This window comes from Caldicellulosiruptor morganii (assembly GCF_026810225.1).
GTDB lineage: Bacteria > Bacillota > Thermoanaerobacteria > Caldicellulosiruptorales > Caldicellulosiruptoraceae > Caldicellulosiruptor > Caldicellulosiruptor morganii.
On record NZ_CP113865.1, the window covers coordinates 483840 to 508499 of the forward strand.

Sequence of the window (24660 nt, forward strand, 5' to 3'; positions counted from 1 at the left end):
TTTTTGCAAAGTATTTTTTTATAATTGAAAAAACAAGATCTGTCTGTTATAATATAAGCATATTCTTATAAAATTATCAAGAGGTGAGCGTTCAATGAAAAGTATAATTAAAAACTTTTATCCCTCGTGGTTTGTTGTTTGTATGGGTACAGGCATAATGGCAAATCTCTTCATGGCTATTGGTTTTAAAAGACTTTCGTATATTGCGGCTCTTCTCAATTTTGTATTTTTTATAATTATATTTGCCATCTGGCTTGTAAGATGGTTTGTGGCATTTGATGGTGTTGTGAAGGATATTAAAAATCCGCTAATATCAAATTACTTTGCGACAATGCCAATTTCTCTTTTGATTCTGGGGGCAAATGTGATCATAAATCAGGAATACTTTGGAAGGCAGTTTTCACAAAGTTTTGCTGTATTTTCATATATTGCAGGGCTACTTCTTATGACTGTATTTTCGGTTATGACTTTTATTGTTCACCTGTCTCATACAGAAATTCCAAACTATGCTCTAAATTTTGCCTATTTTATGCCACCTGTCGGGAATTTGATAGTTACAATCCTCGGCAATGAGCTTGTAAATAGAAATGCGATTTCAGAAAGCTATCAGAGTTTGGTTGTCTTTATTAACTCGGCTATGTTTGGGCTGGGATTTATGCTGTTTTTAGCATATTTGCCTGTAATCAAGGGAAGATTTCTTCTGTATGAGCCAATTGAAAGATCCCATTTTCCAACAATGTTTATCTTGCTTGCACCTGTGGGTGCCTCAATTGTAGCCCTGCAGGGTTTGGAAAATAGCTTCAAAAATTTAAAAATACTATCAGATGGTTTTGTTTTTGACATTATTTCATATTTCCTCTGGGGCTTTGGTGCATGGATTTTAATTTCTCTGATAATTTTACTGATTATTTACATTAATAAAAAGCTTCCATTCAGTCTTGCTTACTGGGCGTTTGTATTCCCTGTTGGTATATATGTTCTGGCAAGCATAAAAATAAATATGTCTTTGCATTTTAATTTTTTGAATGTGTTTTCTAAGATTTCTGTATGGATACTATTTGCTGTTTGGATCATTAATTTCATTCTAACAATTATCAATGTAGCCAATAAAAAGCTTCTGACAAGGTAAGAACATCTGGTGTTTTTAGTGAGAGTGCTTAATTATCAGGGATTAAAGTCAATAAAATTTGTCAAATTTAAGGGGGAAATTAGTCAAGTTTTTGGTGTTTATCTTCCCCCATTTTTATTTTATATTTTTTACAAACCGTTTTCAAATTTCAAATCAAGGAGGGAAGGATACTTAGATGAAAAGGAAGTTTGTAGCTTTGATTGTTCTGTTTGTGTTTTTAATCAGCATTATAGCCCCATCGTTAAGTCCATTTTCATATCAAAGTGCCAGGGCAGACCAGCAAAATCCTGCAGCCAGTTATGTAAAGTTCGATTTTGAAAATGGTACAACTCAGGGCTGGGGTCCAAGGGGGAATAGCACAACTGTTGAGACAGTTTACAGGATGGCTTATGAGGGCGATTATTCTTTAAAAGTTTCTGGTAGAACTGCTGCATGGGATGGAGCAATTGTTGATGTTACATCAAGTGTTTCGGTAAATACTATGTACACTGTGTCATTGTTTGTTTATCACAATGATGTAAAACCGCAGAGATTTTCAGTTTATGCATATGTGAAAGATAGCAGCGGAGAAAGGTATATAAAGGTAGCTGATAAGGTGGTTATGCCACAGTACTGGAAACAGATATTTGGCAAGTTTACAATCACAACATCAAATCCCATCCAGAGTGTAAAACTTCTCGTATGCGTTCCTTCAAACAGATCACTTGAATTTTACGCAGACAATATAATATTGACATCTGCTCAACCGGCATCGTCCGGGCTGGTTAAGTCTTGCAATTTTGAAAGCGGTAGCACTGATGGCTGGCAGGCAAGGGGAACGGGTTCTGATGCTCAAATTTCTGTAGTTGATACAGTTGCACATTCAGGTAGTAGGAGTTTGTATGTATTGGGAAGGGCTGATACATGGCAGGGCGCACAGATAGACATGACAAACCTGCTTGAGAAGGGGAAGGATTATCAATTCAGCATATGGGTATATCAGAACAGTGGAAGTGACCAAAAGATAACCCTTACAATGCAGAGGAAGAATGCGGATGATAGTACAAATTATGATACCATAAAATGGCAGCAAACAGTTCCATCTGGGGTTTGGACAGAAGTTTCTGGTTCATATACAGTACCACAGACAGCAACCCAGCTCATATTCTATGTGGAATCGCCAAATGCAACACTTGACTTTTACCTTGACGACTTTACTGTAATAGACAAAAACCCACCTGTTGTAAATCCGGGTTTGGTTAAGTCTTGCAATTTTGAAAGTGGTAGCACTGAAGGCTGGCAGGCAAGGGGAACGGGTTCTGATGCTCAAATTTCTGTAGTTGATACAGTTGCACATTCAGGTAGTAGGAGTTTGTATGTATTGGGAAGGGCTGATACATGGCAGGGCGCACAGATAGACATGACAAACCTGCTTGAGAAGGGGAAGGATTATCAATTCAGCATATGGGTATATCAGAACAGTGGAAGTGACCAAAAGATAACCCTTACAATGCAGAGGAAGAATGCGGATGATAGTACAAATTATGATACCATAAAATGGCAGCAAACAGTTCCATCTGGGGTTTGGACAGAAGTTTCTGGTTCATATACAGTACCACAGACAGCAACCCAGCTCATATTCTATGTGGAATCGCCAAATGCAACACTTGACTTTTACCTTGACGACTTTACTGTAATAGACAAAAACCCGGTTACAATACCTGCTGCGGCAAAAGAGCCAGAGTGGGAGATTCCATCACTTTGCCAGCAATACAGCCAGTACTTTTCAATTGGTGTTGCAATACCATATAGAGTGCTCCAAAACCCGGTAGAAAGAGCAATGGTTTTAAAGCATTTCAACAGTATTACTGCTGAAAATGAGATGAAGCCCGATGCTATACAAAGAACAGAAGGGCAGTTCAATTTCGATGTTGCAGACCAGTATGTTGACTTTGCACAGAGCAATAATATTGGAATAAGAGGACATACACTGGTTTGGCATCAACAAACTCCAGATTGGTTTTTCCAGCACTCTGACGGTTCGCCACTTGATCCAAACAACCCTGATGATAAGCAGCTTTTAAGAGATAGGTTAAAGACACACATTCAGACACTTGTCGGAAGATATGCAGGGAAAGTTTATGCATGGGATGTTGTAAATGAAGCAATTGATGAAAATCAACCGGATGGATATAGGAGAAGTGAATGGTACAGAATTTTAGGACCAACTCCGGAAACAGGCGGAATACCAGAGTATATAATCCTGGCATTCCAGTATGCACGGAAAGCTGACCCGGACGCAAAACTTTTCTACAACGATTACAGCACTGAAAATCCAAAGAAGAGGCAGTTTATTTACAACATGGTCAAAGCTTTGCATGATAGAGGTCTCATTGATGGTGTTGGTCTGCAGGGACATATTAATGTGGATTCGCCTACAGTCAAAGAAATAGAAGATACAATCAATTTGTTCAGCACAATACCGGGTCTTCAAATTCAAATAACAGAGCTTGATATCAGTGTATATACAAGTAGCAGTCAGCGATATGACACATTACCACAGGATATTATGATTAAACAGGCTTTAAAATTCAAAGAGCTGTTTGAAATGTTAAAGCGCCACAGCGACAGAATCACAAATGTTACACTTTGGGGTCTCAAAGATGATTATTCATGGCTGTCAAAAGATAGAAATAACTGGCCACTGCTATTTGATAGTAACTACCAGGCAAAATACAATTACTGGGCTATTGTAGAACCTTCGGTGCTGCCTGTTGCTATAAATAAAGGATATGCGAACAATGCACAGCCAAGAATTGATGGGATTATGGATAAAGAATACAAAGGAACCATTCCGCTTTCGATTTTGAACGATGCAGGACAGGATATTGCTCAGGTAAGGGCACTGTGGAGTGGCAATGAGCTTTGTCTTTATGTCACTGTAAATGATTCAAGTGTGGATGCTAACAATGATAGGGTTGTAATTTTCATTGATCAGGACAATGGAAAGTTGCCAGAGTTAAAAGATGATGACTTCTGGGTTTCAATTTCGAGAAATGGCACAAAGAATGAATCCAGAACTGGCCATGTAAAAGATTATGTAGTGTTGCAGCAATTAAATGGATATACAATGGAGGTTAAGCTGCTTTTAAACAACAGTTTAGCAGTTAACACAAATATTGGTTTTGATATTGCTGTAATTGATAATGGGCAACAGTACAGCTGGAATGATAGAACAAACTCACAATATTTTGAAACAGATAATTATGGAATTTTAACAATGGCAGACAGCGTAAAATTTGCTTCAGCACCGAAGGGAACGCCAAAGATCGACGCAGAATTGGATGATGCATGGAAAAATGCACAGGAGATAGTAACTGACACAAAAGTAACAGTAACAGGCACAGTATATGACTCAGCATATGCAAAAGCAAGGATGATGTGGGATGAGAATTGCATCTATGTATATGCAGTTGTCTATGATCCACTTTTGAACAAGGCAAACACAAATCCCTGGGAACAGGATTCTATTGAGATATTTATTGATGAAAACAACCATAAGACGCCTTACTATGAAGACGATGATGTTCAGTACAGAGTAAACTATGAAAATACTCAGACATTTGGAACAAATGGTGATGCTAAGAACTTTATCACAGCAACAAAAATAATTCCAAATGGGTATATTGTTGAAGCCCAGGTTTATATGAGGACAACTAAACTCTCCGAAGGAATGGTTATAGGTTTTGATATTCAGGTCAATGATGCTGACCATACAGGCAGAAGAGTAGGGGTATTGACCTGGAATGATAAAGTCGGCAACAATTGGAGAGACACAACCAAATTCGGTTGCTTGGAGCTTGTTGCTGCGCCTGTACAGCAACCAACCACACAGCAGCCATCAACACCGCCTTCAACATCAACGACAGTAACAACTGTTATAATACCAGCAACACCGGTTCCGTCGCAGCAGCAAACCGCTCAGCAGCAACAAACACAACAACAGCAACAAACTCAGCAGACGCAGACAGCACCGCAGCAACAGCAAAAAACAGAGGTGTCAGCTACTCAAAACCAGGCAATTGTAAAACTTGAAGCTGACAAGCCAGCAACTGTAGCCCTGGGGCAGGACATAAAAGTTGTTATTTCACCAAATGCTGTAACGAACAAAAATGCTACTGTTAAAGTTGAAAAAGTTGAGAAGGTAAGTGCTGATATAGGCTTTGGTGTGACAATTGCACCTGCTGTAAAGATTGATGTTGAGAATGGTGAACTTGTAAAAGCTGTACCAGTTGAAATAAAAGTTGATCCGATTTCCTTCAAAGATGATAAAATTCCATTTGCGTTTGTTATAGATGATACAAATAAAACCTCTATTGTACCTGTAAAGAAAGAGGCAAACAAAATGATAGTAAATACTCCAAAAGAAGGTACAATTATTATAGTTGCTGCAAGATTGGAAGATGTTTATAAAGATGTAACAAAAACTCACTGGGCATATGACACATTTAAGCAGGCAGTAACATCCGGTTTAGTTGTGGGCTACAACGATATGACATTAAGACCTGCAAAGAATGTGACACTTGCTGAAGCAGCTGTGATTGTTCAGAGAGCATTTGAAGTTCAACCAAAGGATGCTGGTAAACCTGCCAATGTCCCTGATTGGGCAGCTTCAGCTGTTAAAGCACTGCTTGATAATGAGATTATTGCAGAGGTTGATGATGCTAATAAACCGCTGACACGAATCCAGGCTGTTGCAATAATTATGAAGGTATTAGAAAATTCAGGAATAAATGTTGAACCTGCGGATATTGAATTCAGCGATTTGTATGAACAGTCATCAATTGACGTTGAATATCTTGCTAAAGCATACAAACTTGGAATTGTCAAAGGATATCCAGATGGAACATTCAGACCACAGAACACAATTACAAGAGCAGAGCTGCTGACACTGCTCTTTAGAGCTTTGAACAGCATAAAAAAGTAGCCTGAAGAAGAGGAGCTGACCAAAAAAGGTCGGCTCCTTTTTCGAGAGTTTAAACAATTTTGTGTAAAGTATAAAGACCTCCTTCTTGGTGAGAATCAAAATATAAACAAAAATATCCTAGGCATTTGCAAAACAGATGAAAATGTGAGCAATAAAATGGAAAATGAAGTAATAAAGAACAAGGCAAATGTTAGGTAAGAGTATTTACAGATGCCATTAGAATTTCTGTCTATGCCAGGGAAGTTGCGCAGGTCAGAGTCCGGGTAGGTATAAAACATCCTACCAGACTTAGAAGAAGTACAGGGATGAGGGCAGTTGCAAAAGCGTTTACCATCTTTAATTTGAGAGCAAGGGCAACGCCACTTGATACGTAGCAAGCGTTTTTACTATTACAAAAGCCTTCACTGATAAAAGGGTTGCTCTTCTTATTACAAAAAGGTCACACCTTCTGGAGAAATCAAAGAATATTTGGGTCGGAAGTAGGCGAGGTTGAATTTGGTTTTGAGCATCTATAGTTTATAGGGATAATAGCAAAAGAAGAACTTAAAGTTATTGATTAAAGTAGAGTAGATTGCATATGAGTAAAAAAGCGCTATCAGCGATGAAGGTTGAGAAAGAGTGTTGAAAGTTTTTATTCAAATTAATCAGAGAAGGAGTCAGAGCTTTTGAATCGGAGATAGCTTTAGCGTAAGGCTCAAGTCAGATGCATTATTTTGAGGGAAAGTAAAAGCAGGTGAGATTACAAGAGGGATGCCAAAGCCACTGGTGAGAATAGAGAATTTGTAAGCATAGCAGAAATGACCGTTAGCAAACATACGAGTGATATATGGGGAAGCAGAAGCAGTTTGAGGAAGGTTAGAATATGTGAGGAAATAGATAAGATGAGATTGCAGCTCTATGTTTTGAGACTTAGTTTTTTTAAGTTGTGATTGAATGAATTTAGAATTATTTTCTTTGACCCTAGGTTCTAAAGCAGTAGTATAGTTTGCGATATTGTAGAAGAGTTTTTCAATCTCATGGCAGAAGATTTTTCTGAATCTTGAGAAGGTAAAGATGGAAGGTATTTTATTGAAGTTGCAAAAGATTCTGAGCTGATAAGAGTTGAGAAGGATAGCGCGCAGCCAAGTTAATGTAGTGAGTTTGAGGATTTTTTGTACGAAGAAAGCACAGAGCATAGATTGCAAAGAGAAATCTCTTTGTCTTCCGAAGTATTTGTAGTAAGTTTTGAAGAAGGATGCAGGTATGAACTGGTTTAAATCGATGAAATTGCTGAAAAAGCCGAGCAAAGTGTGAGGGCTGCTAAGAAGCAACGTTTTTAACGTGCTCGTAGAGTTCGAGAAAAGATAGTTGTTTGTTTTGGTTTTTGAACATTTTATCTTCCTCCTCATAGAAAGTATGTTTTATATAGATAAATTTTACACTATCTATGAGGAGGAAGGAAGACTTTTTTAAGAGTTTTAAAGAGCTTGATAACGCTCATCTTGAGCGTTTATGCAAAAGGTCAAGTTTTAAGTTTGACAGGGATTCTTTACTGGTCTTTTCTGGAAGGTTTCTGATCACTCCTTTTATAACATGGAGCTTATCTCATTTTATTCCTGTGCCTAAACTTATGAGAGATGTTTTTATAATAATGTCTGCTATGCCTGTTATGATTAACTCGGCAATAATTTCAAGAGTATATAACAATGATTATGAGTTTGCTACTGCCATGATTACATATTCTACTGTGCTGTCGGTTGTGATAATGCCATTTTTGATGGTTTTGATTAAGATTATTTAGTATTTTTTGGAAGTAATAATGAATATAAAAGGATGGTTGTACAACCAAGGAAATACTTCTTACTTATCACTTGCCTTAACATTAGCACAATGTTGCAAAGGAAAAGATGTATACATATCTAATGGTCAGCAAATGTAGATTGTTATTTTTTATGTATGGTTATATAATAGATAAAGTAAAATAAAATCTACTGAAAAAGGAGGAGATTGATGGGAAGACTTTTTGGAACAGACGGTGTTCGGGGTATTGCAAATAAAGAGCTTACATGTGAGCTTGCGTTTGATTTGGGAAGAGCTGGTGCATATGTGCTCACCGAACCCGGGAAAAAACCTAAAATCCTGATTGGCAAAGATACGAGAATCTCATGCGATATGCTTGAGGCTGCACTGTGTGCCGGGCTGACTTCTGTCGGAGCAGATGTGTATCTTGCAGGAGTTGTTACAACACCTGCTATAGCTCACCTGGTAAAATCGCACCGGTTTGATGCGGGAATTATGATTTCTGCATCGCACAATCCTTATGAGTTCAACGGTATTAAGTTTTTTAATTCACAGGGCTTCAAGCTTTCTGACCGGATTGAAGAGAGGATTGAGGACATTATTTTGAACAAAAAGTGGGATGAAGTGCCACACGCTCAGTTTGATGCAATAGGCAGAGTAAATAAAGCTGAGCTTGAAAATGACTACAAGGGGTATCTAAAATCAACATTAAATGGTGCAAGCTTCAAGGGGCTTAAAATTGTCATGGACTGTGCAAATGGTGCAGCTTATAAGATAGCTCCGACGGTTTTTGAAGAACTTGGTGCAGAGGTTTTGGTGATAAACAACCAGCCAGATGGGACAAACATCAACAAAGAGTGTGGATCCACACATCTTGAGATGCTGAAGCAGGAGGTTGTGAAAAACAGGGCTGATTTTGGTATTGCGTATGATGGTGATGCGGACAGAACACTTTTTGTGGATGAAAATGGCGAGGTTGTTGATGGTGATAAGATTATGCTTCTTCTGGCAAAAGCTTTGAAGGATGAGGGAAAGCTAAAAAATAACACCCTTGTTGTGACAGTTATGAGCAACATGGGGCTTTTTGTTGCTGCAAAAGAGCTTGGGATAAATCTTGAGGTCACAAAAGTCGGAGACAGATATGTTCTTGAAAAGATGCTGGAAGGCGGATATTCAATTGGTGGTGAGCAGTCAGGGCACATAATACTTCTGGATTATGCAACAACAGGGGATGGGATTCTGACAAGTCTTCACCTGACAAAGCTAATAGTTAACACTAACAAAAAGCTTTCTGAGCTTGCAAAGATAATGAAAGTTTACCCCCAGGTGCTGGTAAATGCAAGAGTTGAAAACAGCAAAAAGGAGCTATACAAAGAAGATAGTGTTATAATGGATGCAATTTCAGCCTTAGAGCACAAGTTCAATGGAAAAGGCAGGGTTTTAATAAGACCATCTGGTACAGAACCTTTGATAAGGGTTATGATTGAGGGCGAGGACTATGAGGAGATTAAAAAGGATGCCGAGGCTCTTGCAAAATTGATTGAATCAAGGCTTTCATGATAATCTTCTGAGTTTTAGGATGTAACCTTATGGTCATCTTCACCTGACACTTTTTTTTTATTTAAGCGCCAGGACCTCTGGAAGTTATAGCGCTGCTTTATTTTGCGCATTTTTCCAGAGGTTGACGAGGACCGGGGAGGATCGAGGTTGTCGGCGGGTGCCCCGGCGGGGTTTTGCCTTTTTCCTCGTAACTTTCTGCTACAAACCCCGGAAGGTAACTTCCAGGACAAAAGCAGAAAGAAAAAGGCTAAAGGCTTTTTTATTTGTTACGGGTGTGTGGCAGCTTGGAAATTAAATATAAGGCTCAGGAGGAGGCAAAAAAACAATGTGCGGAATTGTTGGTTATGTTGGCACAAAAAGCTGCGTTCCTGTTTTACTCTCCGGGCTTAAAAGGCTTGAGTACAGAGGATATGACTCTGCCGGTGTGGCAGTTATTGATATAGATAAACAGAAGATTGATATAGTTAAGACAAAAGGAAGACTTGCTACTCTGGAAGAAAAGCTAAAAGAGAACCCCATTGATGGTTTTGCCGGGATTGGTCACACAAGGTGGGCAACGCATGGTGAGCCGTCCGATGAGAATTCGCACCCGCATATGAGCCAGAACGGCAGAATTGCAATTGTCCACAACGGGATTATAGAAAATTATTTAAAGTTAAAGGAGTTTTTGATTAAAAAAGGCTTTGAATTTGCTTCCGAGACAGATACAGAGGTTGTTGCACATCTTATTGAATACTATTATGATGGTGACATTGTGGATGCGTTTATAAAAACGCTTGAGAAGATTCAGGGGTCATACGCTTTAGGAGTGCTTTGCCTTGACAATCCCGATATGATTCTGGCAGCAAGAAAAGACAGTCCTTTGATTGTAGGATTGGGTCAGGGTGAGAATTTCATTGCCTCGGACATTCCGGCAATTTTGGAGTACACAAGGGATACCTATATCCTGGAAGAGAATGAGATAGCAATTATCACAAAAGACAGGGTGGAGGTTATAAATCCCGAAAAGGAGCAGATTAAAAAAGATGTATTCCACGTTACATGGGATGTTTCATCAGCTGAAAAAGGCGGCTATGAGCACTTTATGATAAAGGAGATAATGGAGCAGCCAAAGGCGGTAAGGGACACGCTGACAGGCAGGCTTCCAGATAGCAGCTTTGAGGTAAACCTGGATGGCATAAAGATAACAAAAGAGGATTTGCAAAAACTTCACAAAATATTTATAGTTGCATGTGGCACAGCATACCATGCAGGGATTGTGGGCAAATATGTGATTGAGAGGCTCACAAGAATACCTGTTGAGGTTGACATTGCAAGCGAGTTTCGCTACAGAGACCCCATTGTTGATGAGAATACTCTTACAATTGTTATTTCTCAGTCGGGTGAGACAATTGACACTCTTGTTGCAATGAGAGAGGCAAAGGCAAAAGGTTCAAGGACGCTTGGAATTGTCAACGTTGTTGGCTCATCCATAGCAAGAGAGGTGGATGATTGCCTCTATACATGGGCAGGGCCCGAGATTGCCGTTGCATCTACCAAGGCTTACACAACGCAGCTTATTTGCCTTTATCTTATTGCTCTTGACTTTGCAACAAAGCTTGGAACAATATCAAATGATGAGTTTGCAAAGATAAGAGATGAGATAAAAAGACTTCCTGAAAAAATAGAGTATGTCCTTACACACAAAGAGAATATTCAAAAGTATGCATCAGAGCATTTTAACGCAAAGGACATCTTCTATTTGGGTCGTGGCTTGGACTTTGCAGTTGCAATGGAAGGGTCACTCAAATTAAAAGAGATTTCATACATTCACTCAGAAGCATATGCAGCAGGTGAGCTAAAGCATGGAACAATTGCACTGATTGAAGATAGGACATTTGTAATTGCGCTTGCAACACAGGAAAAGCTTTTTGAAAAGATGGTGAGCAACATAAAAGAGGTAAAATCCCGTGGTGCGGTTGTGCTCTCTGTTGCACAGGAGGGGAATACTGCCATAGAAGATGTGTCAGACCATGTTTTATATATTCCGAAGACACTTGACATCCTGGCACCCGTTTTGACGGTTGTGCCACTTCAGCTTTTTGCATACTACACAGCAGTGCAAAGAGGCTGCGATGTTGACAAACCAAGGAATTTGGCAAAGAGTGTGACTGTGGAGTAAGAGCAAGATAAAATAAAAGGGATAAGTGATAAAGCCTTGCTTATATAAAGGCTTTGCGCCACTTATCCCTTTTTGGTTTTATTAGCTTTTTTTGGAAGTAGCAAGGGCAAAATTCACTTAACCTGTGCAGTTAATGTTATCCTGGATTTTTTGTTGACATCATTTGAGGTTATTGTTATATAGGCTGACTTTGTTCCCCTGGTTTTTGGCTTTAATATTACATTGAATGAAATCTTTTCTTTTGGCTTTAGAATTTTGTTTATTACTTTATTTGCCTCAAATGAAAATTCATCAGTATCAGTACCACCGATGGTTGCAGCTGAAATTTTCAGGTTTGCAGAACCTAAGTTAGATATTGTAATAGTCTTTTTATAGGTATTGCCAATGGATACTGTGCCGAAGTTAACATTTTTTTCGCTTATGCTGATTATGCCTGAAGGATTTAATGCATTGCATATTAATTGTATCTGCAGGTGACTTTTTAAAGGGTCATTGGATGTTATGTTGAGTGTGGCTTTTTTCAGTCCTGCAGTTTTTGGATTGGCTATTATAACCAGTTGTTCTTTCTGCTTTGATTTTATAGATGTTAAAGTATTTTTCAGTTTGAAATCTGAGCTATTTGCCCCTGTAATTGAAATACTGTCTATTTTCAACATTCCAAGTCCATTGTTTGAAATATTAAGAACCAAACTTTGTGAGGAATTTGCTTTAACATTGCCAAAATTCAAAGTCTGCTTTTCAACCTGTATTTCCGGTCTTAATGAAATGGCAGTATTTATAGAAAAATCTGTTTTGACAGCAAAGTATTTTGTTATATCCATGCTTTTTGTGGTATTATATTTATAATTAAAATCACTTGGCCCGACACCTTCAACCGTTTTGATTTCAACCTGTTTAATTTCAATATCGTTTATTGGTTTGCCAACAAAAAACTCTCTGTTGTTGTTATCAACAAAATTTGCATCACCTGTTGAATTAACTACAGCAAGAGAATTATATCCAGTATAGCATAACATGTCTGAAGAAGGATTGAGAACTTTGAAAATTTCCCAGCTGCCATAGTTTTTTGCCCATTTTATATCCCCTTTTTCGGACACCTTTATAACTGTCATTCCAACAGTAGAATATCCGTTTTTTAAAGTAACAAAAGCACCATTATCCAAGGATGGGCAAATGTTGGTTGTAATACCTGATTCGGATTTTAAAAGCTTGCCCCAGATAACATTTCCATTGTCATCTATTTTGAATATAAAAGGCATCCGACTTTCTGTATCTCCGGCACATATAAAACCATCGTCTACCTGAATATATTTAATTTCGGTGATATTGAGGTTCTTTTTGGCTTCGGGATAGTAAAGGTAATACGCTTTTGACCAGAGTAGACTCCTGTTTGCATCGTATCTTTTCAAAGTATCGAACCAGCCATTGTCTCTGTAATACATATTAGCTTGATAAATATAACTATTATCGTCCAATTTCTTAAAATATTTTCTGGTATACCAGCCTACTCCATCAACATTAAATTCACTTATAACATTGCCCTTGCTGTCAATATCAAGAGAAAAACCGGCTGTTACATTTTCGCTTGATACTCGCACAATGCCTGAGATTGATATTGAATTGTCTTCATTTTCAACGACGTTACATGGCCACGTCTGTTCATTGTTAGTTTCTCTGCCAAATGCCTTAAACCACCTTATATTTCCATTTGGTAGGATGTTAAGAGCTATTAGTTCTTCAGCGCCATCTTTGTTGTTAAAATTTGATTTTGAGTAACCGACCGCCAGATAGCTTTCATCGCTAAGCTCTATTACATTGGTAAATCGGTTGTGGACTGTAGCTAAGTCTTTTTTGAGCTCAAACATCTTTGCCCAAATGATTTTGCCATTTTTATCTACTTTTAAGATTGCAGGATGACACGATCCAGTGTAAGGTGAAACGGTAACAGCCCCTACCAGTACAAAATTGCCATCTGAAGTGTACATTGAGTTGTCTATGCCAAATCCTCCAAACCATTCTTTTACGGGTGTATTGAATTTTTCAGCAAAGGGGAAAAATTTGCTGTCAGCAAAAACAGAGGTAAAGCTGAGAAGTAATAAAGCAATGAGGAGTAGGAGAAAGATTCGTTTCATAATTTTTCATCCTTTCAAAATTGATTTATGTTTTTACTATAAGTCTAATGACAGATAAATTCAATAGTTTGAATATATTTGTCCATGACATTTAAATGACAAAAAGAGGGGATATATAATTATGAGCAATTTGGGGAATAAGCTTGAGCTTTTGATGAAGGTTTTAAATATCAGAACTTCCGATTTAGCAAGGTTTTTATACATTGATCCTTCTTTGATCAGTAAATGGAAGAATAATAAAAGAATCTTGCATCCGGATTCAGAACATGCTAAGCTACTGGTTGATTATTTGGTTAATAAAATTGATGATAGTAATATTCAAAAATTAAAATTTATTATTTCTGATATAGATGATAAATCACTATCAACTGGCGAAATAATATTTGAGTGGTTGTTCAATAGCAAAGAAAATGTAGTAGGTGAATTTTCAGGAATATACAATCCAGTATTAAAAGCATGTTCTGTATATTACGGGAACGAAGGCAGAAAAGAAGCTGTTATTAGATTTTTGGGAGAAGGGAGAAAAAGCAAACCTACTGAAATGCTACTTTTAAGCCAGGAAGATATGACATGGCTTTTGTCTGACAGCAAATTTTTAGAATGCTGGGAAGAATTGATGAGAGAAAATTTATATAACCAGCACAGGATTAAGATTGTTCATACAGTGGACAGAGATTTAAATAGTTTATCTACTATATATAGAAAGTGGATTAAATTATATTTTTGTGGAGATATTGTATCTTATTATTTACCTCACTATACTGATAATATTATTAAAATTTCTATATTTGTTCTGAAAGATTGTTCAGCTATATTATCAATGTCAGTACAAGACAGCAAGGATAGTATAACGTTTTATTTTGATGACAGAGAAACAGTGATTAATTTGCAAAAGATATTCAATAGTTATCTTAAAAGTTGCAGGAAATTGGTATACAAAATAAAAAACATAGATGAAAGAGATATATATGATACTATTTTAGAGAAAGCTTCTCCCGGGCTAAATTATTACTATATTGGGACAATACCATATTACCTGGATATCATCGAAACTAACAGAGATATAAAAGATAGAACTGCGCAGCATAAGATTATATTGTTTTTTGATAAACTAACTGATACGAAAGTTAAAAATGATATTTATGACAACAGAGCGATGTTTGAAGAAAAAGTAAAATCAAAAGATAATATCGCAGTAAAATTACTTATAGAGAAAATAATAAAAAAATTAAAAGAAGATAAAAATTTTCAGGTGGCACTGATTAAAAGTCAAGCACTGGATTTTGATGGTGAAATTTTTATTTCAGGTGATAATCTGGCACTGGTGTTTGGGACAGATGAAAAAACAAAACAGCCTGCCTATCTGGTATCTGAAAAACCCACAATTATAAATTCAATCATTCTCTCGATTGATAGAATATGGGAACAAATACCAAGAATAAATAGAGATAAAAAATGGGTAATAGAAAAATTAGAACTTTTATATAAAACTATATAAATTCCAGAAACCATCTGTTCTCATCACAAAAAAGATAAAGGACTTTTGAGCGGACAAGTATTTTATATCTTATGCCCTGTCCGCCAGATTTTAATGAGGCAGCATTTCTTTTTTCTATGATCTTATCAATTTCATACGTTTTCCCATCCAGCCAGATAAATGAGATGGGAGTAATTTCTCCTTCCTTTGAAAAGTGTGCATAAACATCTACAAATATTTAATCAAATTTTTCCACCAAAATTATTGCTTTTTCAACTTGAAAAGTCAATAATAATATCAGAAAATAAAGATGAAGTATAAAGATTTGGGTGGTGAAAAAATATGACTGAAAATCCTTTTACAAATTCTTTGAAATCACCGGAAATAAAAGATGTTACTATCGTAGTAATATTTGATTGTTAACAAAATTGGAAACAAGACTTCTGCCAATGCAAAAAAATAGGAGGCTGCGGGTTTTTTTCAGAACCGCAGCCCCTTTTGCTTGACTTTTGGAATAAAGTCACTACTTTATTTTAGCTGCTGAATCTTTGAAACAAAATCTTCTAAAAGCTTCAATATCCCTGCTAAATTTAGCTGACTGCTTTGTGATTTTATCATAGCCTGACTTATCTGCGGAAACTTCACATCATTTCCTGTTAGAATGTTGCTTATCTCAACTCTTGAAGAAACACCATTGCTGTTTGCAGGTATGTTTTTGATTATTATCTTCACAATTTTGTTTGTTTTTTGATCAAGGTAAAAACTTACTCTGTAATCGTCCAGCTTTAATGAGTTTACTGAGGAAGAAATTGCATTTTCAATCAGTTTTGTAATTTGATCTGCGTTAATTGAAGCAGGATCTACGTTTAAAGATTTTAAAGCCTGCTTTTCTTCATCTGTCAATGTCTTCAGATACAAGTCTATCATCGGCGAAAGCTGAGAAAGTATGGTTTTTGTATTGGAAATCAAGAGATTCTTTACAGCTGGCTCCAGAATTTTTCCAGGAAGATTTGCTGTAAGTACATAGCAGTCAACATTTTTGCCAAAAGCCAGAGTTTTTGCTTTGTAAGCGCCTTTTATAATAGAAGATGCCTGAGAGCTGAGGTAGCTCAAAACCGCCTGATTGAACTTGTTCTGATTTTGAGAAAGTGGCATGTCTAACATATTTATCGAAAGCCATAAACTTGATGGAATAATATTTTCTACATATTTGTTGTCTTTTGTATCCAGAGTATAAACCTTTTGCCCATTTACATAAGTTGTTGAGGATAAATTTCCTTTCCTGGCATAAACAAAAAATCTCTTGTTTTTCCTGTCTGCAGATATTTTGTAGCTATTTGTTTTATTCACTGCAATGTTTACACCAAATCCTAAGGATTTTTGGCCCCTTGATGTTGTAATGATGTCACAGGAAATAGGTGTGTCAACATTTAAAAGCCTGGAAAGTTCGGACTTAAATGATGTTTTCAGTGAATTTGAAGAAGTTTGTAAAGCAATGGCAAATGAGCTCAAGTTGAAAAGCAAAAAGAAAGCTGCTGCAACAACGCAAAAAATCTTTTTAAACCCTTTCATTTTCTCACCTCCAGAACCTTTAATTCAAACTCTGATTTGCAACTCTACTATAAATAATTATAACATCTTTTTTAAAAAAATGACCATTAGTTTTCTCTTTTGTTTTTTTAGCTTTTTTCAATCTTATTTTTAATAGTCTGCACACTTATGTTTGTGATATCTGAAGCTTGTAAATGGCATGAAGCTGGGCATAGCTGTTGAAAGATTCCTGGGGAATGAAGAGTTTGTAATAAAACCTCTTCCTAAGTCCATAGAAGGCAATAAACTGCTGCTTGGTACAACTATAGACTATGAAGGGAATGTTGTAATTGTTTTGAATCCGGAGTACTTTAAAATGTAAGAGTATTTAAGGAGGGGGCTATCCAAAAAGATAATTGGATAGTCCCCTTTCTTACAATATATAGTTTTTTGACTTATTTAATTTTTCTATATGTCGTGGAATAAAATTTTAAAATTTTGTTTTTAGACAGCCTCGTTCATATTATATACCAAATACCTCTTTTACAACCTCTTTTAACTCCTCATCACTGATTGATGTATTTCTGCCATTTTCATATTGTTTGTCTACCCACTCTTTTACTTTTAAGACTCCTGGGTCTTTTTTGTCAACCTGAATGTCAATGCCGCTGTCTTTAAAATACCTGTTTATCCAGACCACAATTCCAGCAATGCCTGAGTAAGCATCAATTATGACCTTGGGGGGTCTTCCCAGAATTTTCCCCGTATCAAATATATTGTAGATTTCCTCATCCTTCATAAGCCCATCTGCATGAATCCCGGCTCTTGTTGCATTGAAGTTTTCACCAACAAAAGGTGTCATTGGTGGAATTTCATAACCTATTTCTTTTTTGAAATACTCGGCAATCTCAGATATCACGGCAACATTCATGCCATCTGCCGAACCACGAATCTGAATATATTCCATCACCATCGCTTCCAGAGGAGTGTTGCCGGTTCGCTCACCTATTCCCAGAAGGGATGTGTTTACCATTGAAGCACCGTAAAGCCATGCCATTGTGGAGTTTATCACAGCCTTGTAAAAGTCGTTATGACCGTGCCACTCAAGCCACTCGGATGGCACTTCACCATAGTTCACAATCCCGTAGATTATCTGGGGCACACTTCTTGGAAGAGCCACCCCTGGAATTGGAGAGCCAAGCCCCAGTGTGTCACATGCTCTGATTTTAACAGGCATTTTTGCCTCTTTGGAAAGCTTCATAAGCTCATTTATAAATGGCAGAACAAATCCATAAAAGTCGGCTCTTGTGATGTCTTCAAAGTGGCAGCGCGGTATAATTCCTGCCTCAAGTGCTGATGATACAATCTCCAGGTATTGCTTCATTGCCTGGCTTCTTGTCATTTTGAGCTTTTTGAAAATGTGGTAGTCCGAGCATGAAACCAGAATCCCTGTCTCCTTGATGCCAAGGCTTTTTACAATCTCAAAATCTTCTTTTTTAGCTCTGATCCAGGCAGTAACCTTTGGAAAGTCATAACCTTTTTCCAGGCACTTCAAAACTGCCTCTTTGTCCTGTTTTGAGTACACAAAAAACTCTGTGTGGAGAATAACGCCGCTTCCATTGTCAAGCTGGTGCAGGTAGTCATAAATCCTGCAGATTTGATCAATGGTGTAGGGCGATCGTGATTGCTGACCGTCTCTGAAGGTTGTGTCGGTAATATAAAGCCTTTCTGGCACGTTCATGGGCACAATTCTGTGGTTGAAAACAAGCCTCGGCACTTCATTGTACGGATAGATGTTTCTGAAAAGATTTGGCTCCTGAACATCTCTGAACTGGTACTCAATCTCAAGAATGTGGGTCTTTGAATTAAATTTGACATTCATAAAAACAAACCTGGTCATCTAAACTGTGCAAAACTGCACAAGCTTAGACGGCTGGGGTATTTGTAGTCCGCCATTTCAAGACTTTCCCAGCCCCAGCAGGCGGTTTTTGGGAAAGTCATAGCCCCTACCCCAAGAAGCAGGAACTTGCGCCGATTTCCGGTCCCCCCACTTGCCCTGAAACCAATATCCGCTTCAGGACAGACATATCTCGCAATACCCTGTCAGGGGAGAGTGGCGTTACCACCGCTACCCTGAGAACTCGCCAGAGATTGTAGCTCTCGCTACAGCTAATCGCACTTGTTCCACCCAGAGGTGCAAATAGCCTCCCTGGCTCACTCCCAGGGCTTTGTATCTTACTCATTACATACTCTATCTCTTTGATCTGCCTTTTTTTCAAGTTGGCATTTTTAACTTCTTTTCTTACATACTCCTTCAGCTCTTCTAAACTACTGGTGTCAAGTCTGCTAAGAAGCTCCATGTAGTTAGCAGGTATCCTCTCTTTTTTCCCAAGTCCTCTTCTTGCTATCACATATGCGCTTGCAATATCTTTGCTTATCATAAACTGCGGTGCAAACTTTAGCATCCCTATCACCGATGTGTACGCAGGATTTACTTCTATAACCTCTATCCCTTCTCGTTTTGCTAAAATCCTGATTTTGTAAAGAAGCGACCTGTAGCTGAAAAAGTGCCTTATCCGTCTTGATTTTCTGCCCGAAAAGTCACCTCTTGTTCCTTTGTCTTTTATATTCAGCCTTTCTATCACAATAGCTTTTCTTTTCTCTTTTGCAATCTTCACAATCTCATGTGCATACTGCCATCTGTAATACTCTCTTCTGTCAGAGGTTCCACTTTCAAGCTCTGGCATTGGAATCTTGCCATAGCTTATAAACTGTCCGCTCCTGTCCACCTCTACCCATGCCATGTGATTTGGATATGCATTTGTATCTATACCTATAGCACCGTTTTCTCTGGTGATTTCTATCGCCGGAAAGAGTTCTTCTACTGAAAAGTAAGCATACACATTCCCATTCTTGAGTTTTAGCTCTACCGAATAAGGCACTCCAAGGGCAGCAATCTCCTGTAAAATTTGTCTTCTATCTTTGTCTTTCTTATAACCGGCTGATAATCTTGCAAATACATATTTTCTATCTCCTATATTTATCCTCAAAAATGTGCCACTTTTATTTACCACAATCCTTGTGTTCAAGTTTCCTTTCTTGCTTCTATCTCCTCTTGAATATAAATTCCCTTTCCTTTTTTCCTGCCACTCAATCTTGAGCTTTTTATAAGGCTTTCCATTTATATGCCGCTTTTTGAGCTTTTCAAAAAGCGGCCTGCCGCCAAAGATAGCTTTCCTCGGGTCTTCCCCTCTTTGCTTGCAGGACTCTAAAACAGCCTTTGCTTTCATTATTGCATCATCTACATACCTTGAGTTCAAATCAAAAATCCCTTGCAGTTCTCTTTTGAGGCTATTTCTATCAAAGCCTTCTAATAGCCTTTTGTATGCAAATCTCATGCAAGATGACCATCTTCTCATAAGCTCCAATGTCTTTTGCCTGTCTTCATAACTTTCAAAAATCAGCTTAGCCTGAACTGTTATCAAGTTTTTACACCTCTTATTAAAGCTCTTCTGCTGGTAGCATATATATTACCAACCTTTTGTACACAGAATAACTTTTAATGCTACCCAGTCAAAATTATACCTTTTTGCATTGTTATTCTCAACTGTTGTGAACCTCCCTTTCAAAGCTTCGGGGGTTAGCTGACGGGTTCGGGCAGAAAGGGATCTTTGCCCTACAAGGCAAAACTTGCCTTGATTCACCCCAGAAAGTCTGGGTCCCCCCTATCCTGTGGATTTTGCCACAGGAATTCAGCTCATTTAAATTTAATTTTTTATTATGCTTTTTATCATACCAGAAAAGAAGCAGTTTTGCAAGAAAGTATGTTCAAACCTTCACAAGCTCATATTCCAAACTTCCAAGCCCAATTTCCTGTGCATGTTTTAATGCTACCTGCCAGTCTGTGTCAGGGTGGATACTTTTGAACCTGTCTATTTTGCCATCAACCTCAATGTGTTTTGCCTTTTCAAGCACACAGCCGGCCGGGGTGAATGTGGAGCTGTTTACAAGGTCAACACATGCTTTATCCAGTGCAACAGGGTCGAACGATGCAGCAATACCAATGTCGGGCGCAATGGGAATATCATTGTGGGACCAGCAGTCACAGTCAGGAGATATGTTCATTATAAAGTTTATGTGAAAATTGGGTTTGTCTTTTAAAACTGCATATGCATACTCGGCAATCTTCTCACTTGCAATTGATGCTGCCTCATCCCATCTTACAGTTGCTGCTTCAAACTGGCAAACAGCAACGCACTGACCGCACCCGACACACTTTTCATAATCGATAACTGCTTTCTTTTTCTCATTGAGAGCAATTGCAAGCTGTGCACAGCTTTTGACACACATTCCACAGCCAACACACTTTGAAGTTTTTATAACCGGTTTTGAAGATGAATGCATAAAAAGCTTACCACCGCGCGAGCCAGACCCCATACCAATATTTTTGATAGCACCGCCAAAACCTGTCATCTCATGCCCTTTGAAGTGGTTCATGGAAATCACAATGTCAGCATCGGCTATTGCAGAGCCTATCTTTGCTTTCTGTGTATGCTTTAAGTTCACTTCAATTTCTCTGTATTCTGTTCCTTTAAGTCCGTCTGCAATTATAACATGGCAGCCCAGAGTTAACGGATTGAACCCATTTTCATAGGCAGCCTGAAGATGGTCAACTGCATTGCTTCTTCTTCCGGTGTAAAGTGTATTTGCATCTGTTACAAACGGTTTTCCACCGAGGTCTTTTATAAGCTTTACGATCCTTGCCACATAATTTGGTCTGATATAAGCAAGATTTCCCGGCTCACCAAAATGAACCTTGATAGCAACAAACTTGTTTTTAAAATCGATTGTTTCAATCCCTGCTTTCTTCACAAGATTTTCAAGCTTATCAAGCATATTATACCCGGGTTTGGTTTTGAAGTCTGTAAAATAAACCTTTGATCCAGCCATGTTTTCTTTCCATCCCCCTTCAAAAACTCTCTGTGAGAAAAATTATAATCCTCTTTTCAGATTTGTAAATAGCTTATTTTTGATTTTGGCGCTGCAAAATTTTAAAGCATTTAATATCAAGCTACTTAACTTATAGTACAATAGCCCGAGTAGGATTTACAAGAGTGAACTTTTTTGATATAAAGTATCATAGAGGATACTTACTTATGGAAGAAAATTTGAGATGGTTTTGATTGTTGACAGCTTTGACTCATTTACCTACAATCTGTACAACTATTTTTTGAGATTGGGTGTAAGGACAGTTGTAAAGAACAGAGATGAGATTGACATAGGTTTTATATATAGCCTGAACCCTTCACATATAGTTTTGTCACCCGGACCGGGAAGACCGGACGATGACAGAATTTTGTTTGAAATAATACACCATTTTAAAGAAACCAAAAGTATTCTGGGTGTGTGTCTGGGGCATCAGGCAATTGGAATGTACTTTGGAGCAAAGCTTGCAAAGGCAAAAAGACCCATGCATGGAATTGTAGATACAATAAATCACGACAAACAGGGACTTTTCAGAAACCTGAAAAGTCCCTTGAATGTCACAAGATATCATTCGCTTATTCTGGAAAAAGATAGCATAAAAAATACAGATCTTGTAATTACTGCTTATACAAAAGATGGTGAGGTTATGGGAATAAGGCACAGAATTTACAGAATTGAAGGTGTCCAGTTTCATCCGGAGTCAATTGCAACAGAACAGGGGCTTTTGATGTTGGAAAATTTTTTAAGAGGGTGAAGGTTTGTTGAATGTATTGAAGGTTTATGATGATTTTGAGCTGTTTTGGGCGTTTTTAAATTTAAAAGAAGATTTTACAGTTCTATTTGAGAGCAATCTTTATAATAAAGACTACGGACGGTATTCATTTTTATTTTTAAGACCAAAAGAGGTTTTTATTTGCAAAGATGGCGATGATAGTTTTGAATATCTAAAAAGGCTGTCTGAAGAGATTTCAAAGAGAAGTAACCATTCAGAATTTATATTTAACGGTGGTTTTGCAGGATATTTTTCGTACAATTTTGGTGTTGACCTCAGCAAAGTGGAGAGAAAAAAAGACTTTTCAGGTGTATATAAAGCTTTTTTTGGATATTATGAAGATTTTATTGTCTTTGACCATTTAAAAAAAGAAGTTTATATCAAAATTTCTTCCAAAAGTGATTTAAGAGACATAACAGAAGTTATACTTGCACAAAAAGCAAATCTAAAAAGCATAGCTTTTAAAGAGCCTGCTGTTTTATCAGTTACTTCTAATTTTGAAAAAGAGGAATATAAAAATTGCATAAAGAGGATAAAGGATTACATATACGAAGGTGATGTTTATCAGGTAAACCTGTCTCAGCGATTTACTTTCAAAGGTAAATTTGATCCTGATTATTTATACTCCTGTTTGAGAACAAGAAATTTTGGTGCATATCACGCATACATAAATCTTCCAAAAGCAAGCATAATTTCTACATCACCCGAGCTTTTTCTGCGAAAAAGAGGCTCCGAGATTATAACAAAGCCAATTAAAGGGACGGTAAAGCGCGGGGCAAATGCGGCTGAAGACAGGATTTTGAAAGAAAAACTTTTTTATGATACAAAATGTCGCTCAGAGCTTTTGATGATTGTTGACCTTGAGAGAAATGACTTTGCTAAAATTTGCAAACCCCATACGGTTGATGTGCCAGAACTTTTTGAGGTGGAAAGCTACTCAAGTGTGTTTCACTTAGTTTCAACAGTAAAAGGTGAAATAAATCCTGATGTCAAGCTTTATGATATAATAAAAGCCACCTTTCCAGGAGGATCTATCACAGGCGCGCCCAAATTAAATGCAATAAAGATAATTGAGGAGCTTGAAAAGGACCCAAGAGGAGTGTACACAGGCTCTATAGGGTATATATCAAACAATTTCAATATGGAATTTAACATTGCAATAAGAACTCTTGTGCTGGAATGCGACAGTGTCTATTTTAATGTCGGTGGTGGAATTGTTTGGGACTCCGATGAAGAAGAGGAGTACAGGGAGACATTATACAAGGGAAGACCTTTTTTTGAGATACTGGGCTGCAAAGAATTTATAGAAGATATTTAAAAAATGGGGGCGAGTTTTCAAGTTGTTTCTGGCAGATGGTTTTGATGATTTCAGATTTGGGCTTTTGCCATTTGAGACCATATATTATCAGGAAGGTAGACCTCACTTTTTATATGAACATTTTATGAGATTGAAAAGGGCTTTTTGGATTTTGAAACAGCCCTGCAAAATCGGGTTTGATGAGTTTGAAAGGATGGTTTTGGATTATATATTTTCAGCTTCAAAAAACTATGGTTCAATCAGAGTAACATATTTTAAAAATACTTTAATAATTGAAGAAAAAGAGATAAGGTATTCAAAACAACTTTTTACAGGAGGACTGAGTTTGAAGATTGCACGGTCAAGAAAAGATTCAAAAAACATTTTGAATTACATCAAAACATTTAACATGGGTTTAAATTTTATAGAAGAAGCCCGTGCAAAGGAAAAGGGGTATGATAGCTGCCTGTTTTTAAACCAGAATGGTTTTGTCTGCGAGGCTGCGTTTGCCAATGTGTTTTTCAGAAAAGGTACCACTTTGTATACACCTCACCTGTCATGCGGGCTTTTGTCCGGCATTGTTAGAAAAAAGGTGTGTTTGATTGCACAGAACCTGAACTATCAGGTAAAAAAAGAGTTTTTGAGTCTGGATGCAATATCAAAGATGGATGAGTGTTTTATCACCAGCAGCATTGCGGGAGTTTTTCCTGTAAAAAAGATTGATAGGTTTGAGTTTTCAAGCAGAGAGTTTGTTGATACCATTTCAGAATATGAATATTTTAAAAGACCATGGCATGCAAAATAAAAAAAGCTACCCATTTTTTGGTCTGTAACCTATGTGGGTAGCTTTTAAGTTATAATACAAAAACAT

The 24660-nt window shown here is 37.5% G+C and carries 15 protein-coding genes, 1 pseudogene and 1 riboswitch; of the genes and pseudogenes, 10 read left to right on the plus strand and 6 right to left on the minus strand.

Annotated elements, in window-relative coordinates; genetic code table 11:
* The first annotated feature begins 94 nt into the window (after positions 1-94).
* Together OTK00_RS02315 and OTK00_RS02320 are read left to right on the plus strand one after the other, a co-directional pair.
* Positions 95-1129, plus strand: a complete 1035-nt coding sequence (locus tag OTK00_RS02315; protein WP_045170400.1) for an SLAC1 family transporter — start codon at positions 95-97, stop codon at positions 1127-1129.
* Between the two features lie 175 nt (positions 1130-1304).
* Positions 1305-6095: a carbohydrate binding domain-containing protein gene (locus OTK00_RS02320; RefSeq protein ID WP_052670951.1), complete on the plus strand. Its 4791-nt coding sequence runs from the start codon at positions 1305-1307 to the stop codon at positions 6093-6095.
* A 656-nt stretch (positions 6096-6751) separates the two neighbouring features.
* On the opposite strand, the gene OTK00_RS12225 is transcribed toward OTK00_RS02320, so the two are convergent.
* On the minus strand, positions 6752-7483 hold the full coding sequence (locus OTK00_RS12225; RefSeq protein WP_408612616.1) for a transposase: 732 nt from the start codon (positions 7481-7483) through the stop codon (positions 6752-6754).
* Between the two features lie 116 nt (positions 7484-7599).
* Here OTK00_RS12225 and OTK00_RS02330 point away from each other — a divergent pair.
* The 3 genes and pseudogenes from OTK00_RS02330 to glmS all read left to right on the plus strand — a co-directional run.
* Positions 7600-7875, plus strand: a pseudogene (locus OTK00_RS02330) (AEC family transporter); the annotation flags it as partial.
* 209 nt (positions 7876-8084) lie between these two features.
* Positions 8085-9434: a phosphoglucosamine mutase gene (gene glmM / locus OTK00_RS02335; RefSeq protein ID WP_045170398.1), complete on the plus strand. Its 1350-nt coding sequence runs from the start codon at positions 8085-8087 to the stop codon at positions 9432-9434.
* A gap of 325 nt (positions 9435-9759) precedes the next feature.
* Complete coding sequence (gene glmS / locus OTK00_RS02340; protein ID WP_045170397.1) at positions 9760-11595, plus strand: glutamine--fructose-6-phosphate transaminase (isomerizing); 1836 nt, start codon at positions 9760-9762, stop codon at positions 11593-11595.
* Between the two features lie 113 nt (positions 11596-11708).
* Here the strand turns inward: glmS and OTK00_RS02345 are convergent, their stop codons facing one another.
* Complete coding sequence (locus OTK00_RS02345) at positions 11709-13580, minus strand: choice-of-anchor D domain-containing protein (protein ID WP_268760823.1); 1872 nt, start codon at positions 13578-13580, stop codon at positions 11709-11711.
* A gap of 268 nt (positions 13581-13848) precedes the next feature.
* On the opposite strand from OTK00_RS02345, the gene OTK00_RS02350 reads away from it, so the two are divergent.
* The gene (locus OTK00_RS02350) at positions 13849-15225 is read left to right on the plus strand and encodes a helix-turn-helix domain-containing protein (protein ID WP_045170395.1); all 1377 of its coding nucleotides are present in this window, start codon (positions 13849-13851) and stop codon (positions 15223-15225) included.
* A gap of 507 nt (positions 15226-15732) precedes the next feature.
* Here the strand turns inward: OTK00_RS02350 and OTK00_RS02355 are convergent.
* Positions 15733-16776 carry a hypothetical protein gene (locus tag OTK00_RS02355; RefSeq protein ID WP_045170394.1) on the minus strand — a complete coding sequence of 348 codons (1044 nt, stop codon included), beginning with the start codon at positions 16774-16776 and terminating at the stop codon, positions 15733-15735.
* 178 nt (positions 16777-16954) lie between these two features.
* Here OTK00_RS02355 and OTK00_RS02360 point away from each other — a divergent pair, with 178 nt between their 5' ends.
* Positions 16955-17116, plus strand: a complete 162-nt coding sequence (locus tag OTK00_RS02360; protein ID WP_157841041.1) for a hypothetical protein — start codon at positions 16955-16957, stop codon at positions 17114-17116.
* Positions 17117-17257: 141 nt separating this feature from the next.
* On the opposite strand, the gene OTK00_RS02365 is transcribed toward OTK00_RS02360, so the two are convergent.
* The 3 genes from OTK00_RS02365 to OTK00_RS02375 all read right to left on the minus strand — a co-directional run bounded on the left by OTK00_RS02365 (position 17258) and on the right by OTK00_RS02375 (position 21684).
* A complete protein-coding gene (locus OTK00_RS02365) occupies positions 17258-18616 on the minus strand; it encodes a beta/alpha barrel domain-containing protein (RefSeq protein WP_045170534.1) in 1359 nt (452 codons plus the stop codon).
* Positions 18617-18740: 124 nt separating this feature from the next.
* Positions 18741-20219, minus strand: coding sequence for an IS200/IS605 family accessory protein TnpB-related protein (locus OTK00_RS02370; protein WP_045170393.1), 1479 nt, complete (start codon positions 20217-20219; stop codon positions 18741-18743).
* Between the two features lie 128 nt (positions 20220-20347).
* Positions 20348-20502, minus strand: a riboswitch (cyclic di-AMP (ydaO/yuaA leader).
* A gap of 60 nt (positions 20503-20562) precedes the next feature.
* The gene (locus tag OTK00_RS02375) at positions 20563-21684 is read right to left on the minus strand and encodes a DUF362 domain-containing protein (protein WP_045170392.1); all 1122 of its coding nucleotides are present in this window, start codon (positions 21682-21684) and stop codon (positions 20563-20565) included.
* Between the two features lie 223 nt (positions 21685-21907).
* Between OTK00_RS02375 and OTK00_RS02380 the strand changes: the two genes are divergently transcribed.
* The 3 genes from OTK00_RS02380 to OTK00_RS02390 are packed head-to-tail and all read left to right on the plus strand — an operon-like array spanning position 21908 to position 24594.
* Entirely contained in the window at positions 21908-22474 is a 567-nt protein-coding gene (locus OTK00_RS02380; protein WP_045170391.1) for an anthranilate synthase component II, read from the plus strand.
* Between the two features lie 16 nt (positions 22475-22490).
* Positions 22491-23810 (plus strand): aminodeoxychorismate synthase component I, encoded by a 1320-nt coding sequence (pabB, locus tag OTK00_RS02385; RefSeq protein WP_408612654.1) that lies wholly within the window; start codon positions 22491-22493, stop codon positions 23808-23810.
* Positions 23811-23832: 22 nt separating this feature from the next.
* Entirely contained in the window at positions 23833-24594 is a 762-nt protein-coding gene (locus OTK00_RS02390) for an aminotransferase class IV (RefSeq protein WP_045170389.1), read from the plus strand.
* The last annotated feature ends 66 nt before the right edge of the window (positions 24595-24660 follow it).

Coding starts and splice junctions, on each gene's coding strand:
- OTK00_RS02360 (WP_157841041.1), top strand. CDS start 16,955: ATGAAGCTGGGCATAGCTGTTGAAAGATTCCTGGGGAATGAAGAGTTT.
- glmS (WP_045170397.1), top strand. CDS start 9,760: ATGTGCGGAATTGTTGGTTATGTTGGCACAAAAAGCTGCGTTCCTGTT.
- OTK00_RS02380 (WP_045170391.1), top strand. CDS start 21,908: ATGGTTTTGATTGTTGACAGCTTTGACTCATTTACCTACAATCTGTAC.
- OTK00_RS02355 (WP_045170394.1), bottom strand. CDS start 16,776: ATGAAAGGGTTTAAAAAGATTTTTTGCGTTGTTGCAGCAGCTTTCTTT.
- OTK00_RS02315 (WP_045170400.1), top strand. CDS start 95: ATGAAAAGTATAATTAAAAACTTTTATCCCTCGTGGTTTGTTGTTTGT.
- OTK00_RS02350 (WP_045170395.1), top strand. CDS start 13,849: ATGAGCAATTTGGGGAATAAGCTTGAGCTTTTGATGAAGGTTTTAAAT.
- OTK00_RS02375 (WP_045170392.1), bottom strand. CDS start 21,684: ATGGCTGGATCAAAGGTTTATTTTACAGACTTCAAAACCAAACCCGGG.
- OTK00_RS12225 (WP_408612616.1), bottom strand. CDS start 7,483: ATGAGGAGGAAGATAAAATGTTCAAAAACCAAAACAAACAACTATCTT.
- OTK00_RS02345 (WP_268760823.1), bottom strand. CDS start 13,580: ATGTACACTTCAGATGGCAATTTTGTACTGGTAGGGGCTGTTACCGTT.
- OTK00_RS02320 (WP_052670951.1), top strand. CDS start 1,305: ATGAAAAGGAAGTTTGTAGCTTTGATTGTTCTGTTTGTGTTTTTAATC.
- OTK00_RS02365 (WP_045170534.1), bottom strand. CDS start 18,616: ATGAATGTCAAATTTAATTCAAAGACCCACATTCTTGAGATTGAGTAC.
- glmM (WP_045170398.1), top strand. CDS start 8,085: ATGGGAAGACTTTTTGGAACAGACGGTGTTCGGGGTATTGCAAATAAA.